An 11,691-nucleotide genomic window follows, 5' to 3' on the forward strand; every position below is an offset into this window, starting at 1 on the left:
GCGTCCATGTCCCGGCAGCCCTCCGCGGCGGCCCACTCCCCACGAAAGGTCCGGCAACCTTTTCCCCCCGGGCGGCGACAGGCAGGTGACTTGACTCCCGAATCAAGTGACCTGACCCTCCACAGACTTGAACGGAAGCCCCCCGTGAGTGAGAACCGCAGCAAGGCCCGCCACCGCAGACGCAGGACCGCCGTGGTCGTCGGCGTGCCGCTGGCCCTGGGCGCCGCCGGTGCCATGGCCTACGGCGGCGCCTTCGGTGTCTTCGGCGAGGACGCCGAGCCGAAGGCCTCCGCGGCGGCCTCGGCGACCGCCGCCCCGGCCTGGGCCGCCGACGTCGCCGACGGCTTCGCCTCGGTCGACGCGAAGGGCCAGAAGGGCACGTACGGCGGCCGGGACGGCAAGACCGTCACCGTGAAGACGCTCGCCGACCTGGAGAAGTACGCGACCGCCGCGGAGCCGTACGTCATCGTCGTGGCCGGGACGATCAACATGAACCCGGTCGGCAAGGAGATCAAGGTCGCCTCCGACAAGACGATCGTGGGCTCGGGGACCTCCGGGCAGATCGTCGGCGGCGGCTTCTTCCTCGGCACCGGCGTGCACAACGTCATCATCCGGAACCTGACGATCCGCGACTCCTACCAGGGCGTCTGGAACGACAAGGACCACGACTTCGACGCGGTCCAGATGGACGGCGCCCACCACGTGTGGATCGACCACAACGATCTGCGGCACATGGCCGACGGGCTCATCGACGTCCGCAAGGACAGCACCAATGTGACGGTGTCCTGGAACAAGCTGAGCGACAACAACAAGACCTTCGGCATCGGCTGGACCGAGAACGTCGTCACCGACATCACGATCCACCACAACTGGTTCCGCGAGACCGAGCAGCGCAACCCGTCCACGGACAACGCGGCCCACGCGCACCTCTACAACAACTACCTGCAGGACGACCCGGGTACGACCATCAAGTCGTCCTACGGCAACTACTCCCGCGGCAGGACGAAGATGGTCCTGGAGAACAGCTACTTCCAGGGCATGAACAACCCCGTCACCAAGGACTCCACCGCCGCCCTCGTCCAGCGCGGCAACACCTTCTCCGGTACCAGCGGCCGCAATGAGAGCGGCGGCACGGCCTTCGATCCGAAGACGTACTACGGCTACACGCTCGACAAGACGGCCGACGTGCCCGCGCTGCTCAAGGCAGGTACGGGACCGCGCGCCGCGATCGGTACGGCGAGCACGGCGGGTGCGGTGAGCACCAAGGCCACGACCCTCACGGTCGCCAAGGACGGCTCCGGCACGTACAGGACCGTCCAGGCGGCCGTCGACGCCGTGCCCGCGAACAACCCCTCGCGCGTCGTGATCGCGGTCAAGCCCGGCACATACCGCGAGACGGTCAAGGTCCCGTCGAACAAGCCGCACGTGACCATCCAGGGCACGGGCGCCAGCCGCAAGGACACGGTCATCGTCTTCAACAACGCGGCCGGTACGCCGAAGCCCGGCGGCGGCACGTACGGCACCAGCGGCAGCGCCACCGTCGCCGTCGAGGCCGACGACTTCCAGGCCCGCAACCTGACCGTCTCCAACGACTTCGACGAGGCCGGGAACCAGAGCCTGAACGGTCACCAGGCCGTCGCCCTGCGGACCGCCGCCGACAAGGTCCTCCTCGACAGCCTCATCGTCGACGGCGACCAGGACACCCTGCTGCTGGACACCGCCGCCAAGGACAAACTCGGCCGGGTCTACGTCACCAACTCCTACGTCAGCGGCAACGTCGACTTCATCTTCGGCCGCGCCACCGCGGTGATCGACCAGTCCGTCATCACCCTGAAGAAGCGCTGGAACGGCACCTCGGCGGGGTACATCACCGCCCCCAGCACCGCGGCCGACCGCAAGGGCATCCTCATCAACCGCTCCGTAGTGAACGGTGACGTGTCCGCCGGGAGCTTCTTCCTCGGCCGCAACTGGCACGCGGGCGGCGACGCGGCCCTCGACCCGCAGGCCACCGTCCGCAACTCCACGCTGAGCAGCGCGATCAAGTCGACCCCGTGGTCGGACATGGGCGGCTTCTCCTGGAAGGACGACCGCTTCGCCGAGTACAAGAACACCGGCCCCGGCGCGGGCGCCGCGAGCAGCAACCGCCCGCAGCTGACCGACGCCCAGGCCACCGGCCAGGAGGTCGCGGACTGGCTGGGCAACTGGACCCCGGCCGCCTGACGCCACACCGGCCGACACTCGTCCGGCTGGGGAGCGCGAGCCGACGGCCGCTCCCCAGCCGGGCCACTCATGGGCTCGGCCGTGCGTAACGCGGCCGAGAGGGCTCCTTACTTGCCGATGGCCATGTCCCGGCCCGTCACCCGCACCCTGATCCCGTCCTTCTCCACCCGAACGTCCCGCAGTCGCAGTTCGCCCTTCGGAGGCTTCGGGAGGCGGAAGCCGATGGAGAGGCGGTCGACGAGGGCGGGGCGGGTGAGGCGGGAGAGGCCGTCGAGGAGGGCCAGGTCGAAACCGAGGCGCTTGAGGATCTCGGGGTTCTGCACGGCGAGGTCGATGAGGTTGACCTTCATCAGCTGACCGGTGAAGCGCGGCGAGCCGGTGAACTCCTCGAACTTGGTGTCGTCGCTCAGCGCCTCCCGGACCGCTGAGTCCGGCACGCCGAGCCGCTTCGCGATCGACGGCACGTTCAGCAGCTCCTTGGCCTTCCGCTGCTCCTTCGCGAGGCGCGCCGCGGACTTGCGGGTCAGGTGCAGGCCTTCGGACTCACGGGTGCCGGGACGGAAGGTGGCCAGGTCGCCGAGGTCCAGGCGCATGCCGCCGACCTCCGTCGAGATGCCGCGGTCGCCGTCCCGCCGGATCCGCGCGTCGGCCCGCACCCGCAGATCGTGCCCGGCGACGGGCAGCGTGCCGCGCGCCCGCACCTCGTCGCCGCCGTGACCGCTGAACGTGACCTGGGACGCGCCGAGTTCACGGTTCAGGTCCTCGAAGGAGAGCAGCACCTCGCCGTTCAGCTCCGGAATCCGGGCGCCGCGTATGGAGGTCGGGCCGCCGTCGACCCGTATGCCGGTGGCCGTGGCCGAGACCTTCGCCAGGGAGACGCGGTCCGCCGCCACGTCCGGGACGGTGACCGACACGGAGTCGATCCGGTTGTCGAGGACCTGCGTGACGAAGGGGAAGCCGCTGATCTCGACCTCGGGCGCCGCGCTCAGGTTGAGCTGGTCCTTGACCTTGTCGGCCGCCGTGCGCTCGGCGTACAGGAGCGCCCAGCGGTCGCCGAGACCGAGGAAGGCGGCGAGGACGAGGATGCCGATGACCGCCTTCACGGCAAGGGGCAGTCCGGCGAGGGGACTTCGGCGGCGACGGGTTCGGCGGCCGCTACGGGCTCCGGAGTCCCGGCGGCCGCGGGAGCGGCGGTGGTTGGGCGGAGCCCACTCCGTCTCCTCTTCGGCCCTCTCGACCACGTCGGGCCCTTCGTGGAGGAAGTCCTCCAGAGGTCCGTCGTCGAGGGCGGCCAGATCGTCGTAGGGATTCGGTGGGGAATGCGTGGCGGTCGGGTGGGGGGTACGCATCGTTTGATTCGACCATGCGTACCAACCCCACCCGCAACTCAGATCCCCTGTTTGCGATCTACCTCACGGACAGCTTGCCGTTACCGTGTGGCTACTTCACGACGGTGATGCGGTTCGCCGCCGGCGGTGCGATCGGGTTCGCGGCCGACGAATTGGCCAACAGGTACTTCTCCAGGGCCGCCAGGTCGTCGCCGCCCACCAGGTCGTTCGTGCCCTGGCCGAGGGTGGTGAAGCCGTCGCCGCCGCCCGCGAGGAAGCTGTTCGTCGCGACGCGGTAGGTGGCGGCCGGGTCGATGGCGGCACCGTTCAGCTTGATCGAGTCGGTGACGACGCGGTCGGCGCCGGCCTTCGTCAGATCGAGCGTGTAGGTCAGCCCGGCGGAGATCTGCAGCACCTTCGGTGAGGCCGCGTTCGTGCCGCTGACCTGCTCCTTCAGCACCTGGACGAGCTGGGCGCCGGTGAAGTCCTGCAGGTTCACCGTGTTGGCGAACGGCTGGACCGCGAAGCCCTCGGCGTAGGTCACCACGCCGTCGCCCTCGGTGCCCTTGGCCGCGTAGGTGAGGGGCACGCGGATACCGCCCGGGTTCATCAGCGCGAGATCGGTCTCCGGGTCCAGCTCCTTGCCGTACGCGAGCTGCGCGTCGGCGATCAGGTCGCCGATCGGGGACTCGGTGCCGACATTCGAGATATCACCCGATATGTACCCGATGGGCTTGTTGCCGATCGGCGCGGCGAGGGTGTTCCACTTGGCGATCAGCTCGGTCATGTCCGGAGCCTTGGGCACGTCCCGCGTCACCACGTGGTTCGCGGAGGCGACGGCCGTCCGGGAGATGTCGCCGGTCCAGCGGTCGTACGTCAGCGTCGTGTCGGTGTAGAGCCGCCCGAAGGCCGCGGCCGAGGTGACCGTACGGGGCTTGCCCGACGGGTCGTTGATCGTGCACGCGTACGCGGCGTGGGTGTGGCCGGTGACCAGCGCGTCGACCTTCGGCGTGATGTTCTTGGCGATGTCCACGATGGGGCCGGATATGCCGTCGCCGCCACTGGGAGAGTCGCAGTCGTAGTTGTACGCCGCCGAGGCCGGGAGCCCGCCCTCGTGGATCAGCGCGACGACCGACTTGACGCCCTGCCTCTCCAGCACCTTGGCGTACTTGTTGATCGTCTCGACCTCGTCCTTGAACTTGAGGCCCTTCACACCCTCGGCGGAGACGACGCCCGGGGTGTCCTCGAGCGTCACGCCGATGAAGCCGACCTTGACGCCGTTCTTCTTCCACACCCAGTAGGGCTTGAGGATCGGCTTGCCGGTCTTCTCGTTCAGGACGTTCGCCGCGAGGAACGGGAAGTTCGCGCCCTCGAAGGTCTCGCCGTCCACGTAACAGCCGGCGACCGGGTGGCAGCCGCCCTTCTGCAGGCGGGCCAGCTCCTTGGCGCCCTCGTCGAACTCGTGGTTGCCGACGCTCGTCACGTCGAGGTCCAGCTTGTTCAGCGCCTCGATGGTGGGCTCGTCGTGGAAGAGCCCGGAGATCAGCGGGGACGCGCCGACCATGTCGCCGCCGGCCGCGGTGATCGAGTACTTGTTGCCGTCGCGGGCCTGGCGCAAATGCGTCGCCAGGTACTCGACACCGCCCGCGTCGATCGTCTTGGTGGTGCCGTCCTCATGGAGCTCGGTGACCCGGCCGGAGGAGCCGGTCGGCGGCTCCAGGTTGCCGTGCAGGTCGTTGAAGGACAGCAGCTGAACGTCCTGGTAGCGGCCGGGCCACTGATGGCCGGGCTTCTTCGCCGTCTCGCCCGCGGACGCCGGCAGCGCGGCGATCAGGGCGCCGACGGTGGCGACACCCGCGGCGGCCGCGAGGAGGCGAGTGGTGCGACGTCTGCGGCGGTACGGATGAGGTTTGGCTGGCATGTGCCCCCCTGTGGGTCTGCTGAGATCTGGGCCTCGTCCCGGCGCAGCCTAGAGTCAACGCGCGTAGCGCGACAGGGGGTTCAGGGTTACGGACTGGTTGCCGCCCAGGGCACTTCACCGCGAACCGGACAGGCCGCACACTGGCCGCGCACTCACCCGCCGGGCCACTTCGCCATGAACCGGACACGCCGTACTCTCGTACTCATGACCAGCGACGACACCGCACCGGCTGTCCCGGCCCGCTCCATCGACATCCTCGCCGCGTTGAACCCCGAGCAGACCGAGGCCGTGCTCGCGCTTCTCGCGGAGGCCGCCCGGGCCGACGGACAGCAGGCGGTGTCCGAACAGGGCCGGCTGCAGCTGCGCGGCGGCCCGCGGGTGGGCGTCCGGCATCTGCTCCTGACCGTCCAGGACCGGCTCGTCGGGTACGCCCAGCTGGAGGACACCGACCCCGTCGAGGCACCCGCCGCCGAACTGGTCGTCCACCCGGGCCACCGCGGCCACGGACACGGGCGGGCCCTCGGCAACGCCCTGCTGGCCGAGTCCGGCAAGCGTCTGCGCGTCTGGGCCCACGGCGGCCACTCGGCGGCCCGCCATCTCGCCCAGGTACTCGGCCTCACGCTCTTCCGCGAACTGCGTCAGATGCGCCGCCCGTTGACCGACCTCGACCTGCCCGAGCCGAAGCTTCCCGACGGCGTGTCCGTCCGCACCTTCCGCCCCGGCCAGGACGACGAGGCCTGGCTCGCCGTGAACGCCGAGGCCTTCGCCCACCACCCCGAGCAGGGCTCCCTCACCCAGCGTGACCTCGACGACCGCAAGGCCGAGCCGTGGTTCGACCCCGCCGGCTTCTTCCTCGCCTTCCGCGGCGGCGAACTGATCGGCTTCCACTGGACGAAGATCCACGCGACGGAGGGCCTCGGCGAGGTGTACGTCCTCGGCGTACGCCCCGGCGCCCAGGGCGGCGGCCTCGGCAGGGCCCTCACCACGATCGGCCTTCGGCATCTGGCGGCCCAGGGTGCCCCGACGGCGATGCTGTACGTCGACGCCGACAACAAGGCGGCGGTGACCGTCTATGAACGGCTGGGATTCGTGACGCACGAGACGGACCTGATGTACCGGACGGAGTCGTAACGGAGTCGTAGGCGGGCGCTTGGCCGCGGGTCGTGGGCCGGGGGCCGTGGGAGTGACCGCAGGGGTGTCGTGGGGGTGGCTTGGCCTGAGGGTCCGACTCGGACGTCCTGCCCGAGAGGTTCTCAGGAGCGGGGCGTCGAGATCGCGAGGCGGCGTCGGCGTAGTGGTTCCGGGAGGCACATCGCCCACACGAGCAGCGCGCCGGTCAGGAGCCAGGCCCACGTCTGGTGGGCCTCGTCCCAGCGGTCGGCGTTCAGCTGGACGAAGAGGGTCCAGCCATCCGGCAGCAGAGGCGCGACCAGGCCCGTGACCAGGAGCGCGGCCGCCGTGGACCGCCCGGGCTCGGGCTCGTCCCGGAACCGCACGGCGGCGGCACCCCCGGCGAGCGCGAGCGCTGTGATGGCCGCGGCCTCCAGGGTCATGTCCCCCAGCGGTGGCCGTACCCCTTCGGGTATGAGGAGCAGGGCGGCCGTCCACCAGACGACGGCGACCGGTGCGACCAGCGCCACCCGCAGCCCCGCCCGCACCGCGCGCCGGACCGGCACCGCCGCGGTGGTGTGCCGCGCCGGGTCGTCCATCAGGAACGCCAGCCCGAGCCCGAAGACCAGCGCGGCCACCCGCAGGAGCAGCAGCGCGAGCCACCCGTCGGGTTCCCCCGACGACATACGGGGCACGGCGGCGAGCAGAAGCCCCGCGACACCGCCGACGGCGAGCGGCAGCCAGGGCAGGGCGCGGGCCACGGGCGGGACCAGTGCCCGGATCGTGCGGGCCGTGGAGGAAACCCGCCGCCCGCCAGAGTCCCCCGTCACCTCCGTCACCTCCGTCACCTTCATCGCCTTCGTCGCTCTCGTCACACCCCGCACTCGTCCTCCCCCTTCTCCCCCTCCGGCAGCGGCACGTCCAGCAGCTTCGCGGCCCGGGCCGTGGACGTCTTCGGTGACGTCAGCTCCGTCCAGTTGGCCTTCACCTTCGGGATGACGCTGTAGCGGGGCCGCTGGAGCAACTCCCTCACGACAGTGGTCTGTTGGGCGGTCATGGCGAGCGGGTCCGTCGGCGAGCGGACGATCGCGGATCCCGAGACGCTGTCGTCGAGGCGGAGTTCGCTGAGCGAGCCCATCGGGTCGGGGTCGTTGCCCAGGGCCAGCCACATCACCATGACCGTCCGGGCGTCGCACATCTCTCCGGCCGTCCGTTCGTCACCCGCGACCAGCACGGAGGCGACACCGACGGCGAACTCCGAAACCCTGTTGCCGCCCCAGCGCGTATCGACGGTGACCTCCCCAGGCGTGCGGGAGGGATCGATGGCCGCGTCCGTGCCGAGGCCGTAGCGGGCCTCGACGCGCTGGCGGACCGTGAGCCGCGCACCCCCGGCGGCGCCGCCCGCGAGAGACTGCGCACGCCGGACGGTCTCGGCCCAGTCCGCCGTGCGCCCGGCCCACTCGGGGAACGCGCAGTACGTCGAGCGCCCGTGCCGTACGCACGTCTGGTCCTTCTCGGGTGTAGCCGAAGCCCGGACCCGGGCCGCGACCAGCGCGGACGAGTCGCCCGCGGACTGGGCCACCGCACCCGTCAGGGTCAGCGCCGCCGCCCCGAAGGCCACCGCCTTGACCAGGAGTGCGCGGCCCCCGCTGACAAGCACCGCGAGGCAGAGAACCAACGTGACCAGCCCCGCCAGATACAGCGCGTGCCAGGCGGCCGGCCGGCCCAGCAGGTCGGAGGGGAGCGGAACGGACCCGTTCTCGGAGACGACCGGCCACAACCAGCGCATCCAGCGCGGGTCACCCGCGCTCGACTCGGCGACCGTGAGGAGCACGTATCCGCCGGCGACGGCCAGCCCGGCCAGGGGCACGGACGGTATCAGCCGGGCTATCAGCACCCCCGCGACGCCGGCCAGGAGCACCGTCAGCGGGCCCACGGCCAGTTCGGCCACCGATCCGTGGCCGACCGCGTCCTGACCGAGCGCCGCCCAGCCGAACCTGAGGGCGACGACCAGCGCGGTGAACATCGCGAAGGGCACGACGGACAGCGCGTGCGCGAGCGTGCGCCGCCACGGCTCCATGGGGAGCACGTCCAGCTGCCCGTCGGTGTGATACCTGCGGGAGCGCAGCACGGCGAGGTTGACGCAGATGAGGACGGCGACGGCCGGGAGCATCGGCAGGGTCTGCGTGGCGCGGTCGACGTCCTGGAGGACCGGGTAGTCGTCCATGCCCTCCCGGCCGGAGAACAACTGCCAGCCCGAATAACCGACATAGAAGAGGCACATCGCGAACACCGGGATCTGCAGCAGCAGTTCGCGCGCCTCGAAACGGGCGAGGGCGATCACGGCCGTCCAGCGGCGAGGGTCGGCCTCGGCCACGACAGGCATGGGCCGGGCTTCGGTCAGCGTGCTCACGAGGTCACCCCCGAGGCGGCGGCCGAGGTGGCGTCGAGGGTGAGCAAGTAGCCGTCCTCCAAGGTCGGTTCGACGAGCGTCGCGCCCTCCGGGGGGTCCCCGACGTTACGGAAGGCCCCCGTGCCCGTACGCCATCCGGCCCTCGCGCCCGGGTCCCGTTCCGTACTGCTCCACACACGGCCCTCCGCCCGGGCGGTCAGCTCCGCCGGCGTCCCCTCGAAGCGGACGCGTCCCGCGGCCATGACGATCACGCGGTGGCAGAGCATGGCCACGTCCTCGGTCTGGTGCGTGGAGAGCAGGACCGTACGACCCTCGCCGGCCGTCGCGATCAACTCCCGGAAACGCATGCGCTGTTCGGGATCCAGCCCGACCGTCGGCTCGTCCAGTACGAGGAAGCCGGGGTCTCCGACGAGCGCCGCCGCCAGTGCGACCCGCTGCCGCATTCCGCCGGACAGCCTGCGGATGCGCTTTCCGCGTACGTCGCCGAGATCGACCGCGTCCAGCACGCGCCGCACCTCACGGTGCCGGGCCGCGCGGTCGGTCATCTCCTTCAGGATCGCCACGTAGTCGACGAACGCGAAGGCCGTGAAGTCCGGGTGGAAGCCGGGTGTCTGCGGGAGGTAGCCCAGCGCGCGCCGCACGTTCTGCCGCCCTGCCGTCGTGCTCGGGTCGTGGCCGAGCACCGTGAAGGCGCCCCGGTCCGCGGGCACGGCGGTGGCCATCACCCGCAGCAAGGTGGTCTTGCCCGCTCCATTGGGCCCGAGGAGCCCGGTGACGCCCGCGCCGAGCCGCAGCGACACGTCGTCGAGGGCGGCCGTGCTGCCGTAGTGGAGGGTCAGCCCGGCGGCGGACACCGTGGGCGGCGTGGGCAGGTCGGTCATGCGTGGACTCCTGTGGAAGAGAGCGGAAGCGTGGGGACGGCGGCGGCCGGCACGCGGCGCCGCAGAGCGGCAGCGGCGGCCCTCATCCGTCGCCCCCGCTGTCGGAGGAGGACGAGGAGGATCCCTGGCGGCGGGATGTCTGCGAGAGAACGACGGCGATGACGTACAGCAGTCGGAGGACGCCCGAGCCGACCATCAGCGCGGCGGCCTTGAGCAGCTTGAGCCTCCTGCGGGTGGCGTTGGACATCACGCCGCACCTCCATCCTGAAAGCCCGCGAACGGTGTGTGCGCGGACGTCGAGTCGAAACGGTCGCGGCCGAGGTAGAGGAGCCCGATGGCGAACGCGGCGACCACGGCCGCCACCCCCTGCCCGGCCACCGTGTACGGCGCGAGGGTCCCCTCGGTCCTCGCCTCCGCGATCACCAGCACCGCGACCCACACCCCGGCGACCAGCCCAGGAGCGAGGACCGGCCCCAGCCGGGGGGTCAGAGCGAGCCCGGTCGCGGTGAGGGCGAGCGCGGGCAGTAGCCAGGCCAGGGCCCGCAGTCCGTACGAGGGGAGCGCGAGCGTCGCAACGCCGTTGAGACCCAGTCCTATGGCCAGCACGGCAACAGTGCGGATCAGCAGCAGCCGGAACCCGTGCAGCGGCGCGACCACGGCCATCTCGTACGTCGGGTCGAGCGCGGGCCCGTACGACAGGGCGACCCCGGCGAGGGGCAGCAGTGGTGCGAGGGCGAGGAACAGTGAGGGCGAGGACATGGTCGGGACCGTGTGGGCCGCCGCCACTGTCATCACCAGCACGGCGACGACCGCGCCCAGCCAGGACAGCCGCAGCACGGGCGTCGCGGCGAGCAGCCGCGCCGTGTGGTCGGCCACCCCGCACCGGACGAGCAGCGACTCCAGGAACCCCGCTCGCGGCGCGTCCAGTTCCGCATCGAGCCGTTCCCATCCCTCGTCCAGGGACACCGGGTCGCTCACCTCGGCGAGCACCGCCCGGCACCGCTCGCAGGAGACGAGGTGCGTGTCCGCCGACCACAGCATCGGTGGCGCCAACTCGCCCCGGACATACGCCCGGAGGTCGTCCTCCGCCACATGCCAGGTCAGGCCGCTCGGGCCGATCGTGTCGCTCATGCCAACGCCTCCCGCAGCTGCTTGCGGGCCCGCAGGGCCCGTGTCTTGACCGTCCCCGGCGGAATGCCGAGCAGGACCGCCGCCTCCCGGGTGCTCAGGCCGTCGATGACCGTGGCCTGGAGGACCGCCCGCAGCTCCGGCGACAGCCGGACGAGGGCGCCCGCGAGGTCCCCGTGCTCCACCCCCGCGAGCACGCGCTCCTCCGCGGACGCCTCGTCCCGGTGCCGCAGCCGCGCGAGCGCCTGCCGCAGCCGGCCCCGCGCCCCGTCGCCCCGCAGCGCGTCGACCAGCCGCCGCGAGCCGATCCGCCACAGCCAGCCGGCGGCATCTCCGGCGGCCCCTTCCTCGCGGTACCGGGCACTGCCCCGCCACACCGCGAGAAACGTCTCCTGCACGACGTCGTCGACTATCCCGGCGTCGGCACACCGCCCCCGCAGTCGCGCTCTCAGCCAGGGCGCATACCGCCGGTACAGCTCTTCGAAGGCGCGCCGGTCCCCGTCCGCCGCGATGGCCCGCAGCAGCTCCCCGTCGCTTCTCGTTTCCCTCACACCCCCTCATCGGACGAGCCCCGCCGATCGGTTCACGGCATCGGGGAGAACTTTCCGGTTCCCCGGAGAACCTTGGCACCCGCACCTCTCCGAACTGCTTGACAGCCCCCGCCCCTTGCACCACCCTTTCACTACTCAA

Annotated in this window: 10 protein-coding genes; 2 read left to right on the top strand and 8 right to left on the bottom strand. The window is 71.2% G+C overall.

Going from position 1 to position 11,691, the window contains the following annotated elements; genetic code table 11:
- Positions 1–144 precede the first annotated feature (144 nt).
- The gene (locus tag GAS53_RS41940) at positions 145–2,220 is read left to right on the top strand and encodes a pectinesterase family protein (RefSeq protein ID WP_151483027.1); all 2,076 of its coding nucleotides are present in this window, start codon (positions 145–147) and stop codon (positions 2,218–2,220) included.
- A 107-nt stretch (positions 2,221–2,327) separates the two neighbouring features.
- On the opposite strand, the gene GAS53_RS41945 is transcribed toward GAS53_RS41940, so the two are convergent.
- Positions 2,328–3,569, bottom strand: a complete 1,242-nt coding sequence (locus GAS53_RS41945) for an LmeA family phospholipid-binding protein (protein ID WP_151483028.1) — start codon at positions 3,567–3,569, stop codon at positions 2,328–2,330.
- A 91-nt stretch (positions 3,570–3,660) separates the two neighbouring features.
- Positions 3,661–5,469 (bottom strand): bifunctional metallophosphatase/5'-nucleotidase, encoded by a 1,809-nt coding sequence (locus GAS53_RS41950; protein ID WP_151483029.1) that lies wholly within the window; start codon positions 5,467–5,469, stop codon positions 3,661–3,663.
- A gap of 204 nt (positions 5,470–5,673) precedes the next feature.
- Here GAS53_RS41950 and mshD point away from each other — a divergent pair, with 204 nt between their 5' ends.
- On the top strand, positions 5,674–6,600 hold the full coding sequence (gene mshD, locus GAS53_RS41955) for a mycothiol synthase (RefSeq protein WP_151483030.1): 927 nt from the start codon (positions 5,674–5,676) through the stop codon (positions 6,598–6,600).
- Between the two features lie 122 nt (positions 6,601–6,722).
- Here mshD and GAS53_RS41960 read toward each other — a convergent pair whose 3' ends face one another.
- From GAS53_RS41960 to GAS53_RS41980, 6 genes are all read right to left on the bottom strand, one after another.
- Positions 6,723–7,454 (bottom strand): ABC transporter, encoded by a 732-nt coding sequence (locus GAS53_RS41960; protein ID WP_225859418.1) that lies wholly within the window; start codon positions 7,452–7,454, stop codon positions 6,723–6,725.
- Positions 7,451–8,992 carry an ABC transporter permease gene (locus GAS53_RS55565; protein WP_318723542.1) on the bottom strand — a complete coding sequence of 514 codons (1,542 nt, stop codon included), beginning with the start codon at positions 8,990–8,992 and terminating at the stop codon, positions 7,451–7,453. The genes GAS53_RS41960 and GAS53_RS55565 overlap by 4 nt, the downstream gene beginning before the upstream one ends.
- Complete coding sequence (locus tag GAS53_RS41970; protein WP_151483031.1) at positions 8,989–9,873, bottom strand: ABC transporter ATP-binding protein; 885 nt, start codon at positions 9,871–9,873, stop codon at positions 8,989–8,991. The genes GAS53_RS55565 and GAS53_RS41970 overlap by 4 nt, the downstream gene beginning before the upstream one ends.
- A gap of 82 nt (positions 9,874–9,955) precedes the next feature.
- On the bottom strand, positions 9,956–10,120 hold the full coding sequence (locus tag GAS53_RS55570; RefSeq protein ID WP_192583505.1) for a hypothetical protein: 165 nt from the start codon (positions 10,118–10,120) through the stop codon (positions 9,956–9,958).
- Positions 10,120–10,977, bottom strand: coding sequence for a zf-HC2 domain-containing protein (locus GAS53_RS41975; protein WP_151483066.1), 858 nt, complete (start codon positions 10,975–10,977; stop codon positions 10,120–10,122). The genes GAS53_RS55570 and GAS53_RS41975 overlap by 1 nt, the downstream gene beginning before the upstream one ends.
- A 23-nt stretch (positions 10,978–11,000) precedes the next feature.
- A complete protein-coding gene (locus GAS53_RS41980; RefSeq protein ID WP_151483032.1) occupies positions 11,001–11,552 on the bottom strand; it encodes an RNA polymerase sigma factor in 552 nt (183 codons plus the stop codon).
- Positions 11,553–11,691 lie beyond the last annotated feature (139 nt).

Source organism: Streptomyces albicerus (genome assembly GCF_008905045.1).
GTDB lineage: Bacteria > Actinomycetota > Actinomycetes > Streptomycetales > Streptomycetaceae > Streptomyces > Streptomyces albicerus.

Bases quoted from the DNA above. Each gene is read 5' to 3' on its own strand.
- GAS53_RS41945 (WP_151483028.1), bottom strand. From the start codon at position 3,569: ATGCGTACCCCCCACCCGACCGCCACGCATTCCCCACCGAATCCCTAC.
- GAS53_RS41950 (WP_151483029.1), bottom strand. From the start codon at position 5,469: ATGCCAGCCAAACCTCATCCGTACCGCCGCAGACGTCGCACCACTCGC.
- mshD (WP_151483030.1), top strand. From the start codon at position 5,674: ATGACCAGCGACGACACCGCACCGGCTGTCCCGGCCCGCTCCATCGAC.
- GAS53_RS41970 (WP_151483031.1), bottom strand. From the start codon at position 9,873: ATGACCGACCTGCCCACGCCGCCCACGGTGTCCGCCGCCGGGCTGACC.
- GAS53_RS55570 (WP_192583505.1), bottom strand. From the start codon at position 10,120: ATGTCCAACGCCACCCGCAGGAGGCTCAAGCTGCTCAAGGCCGCCGCG.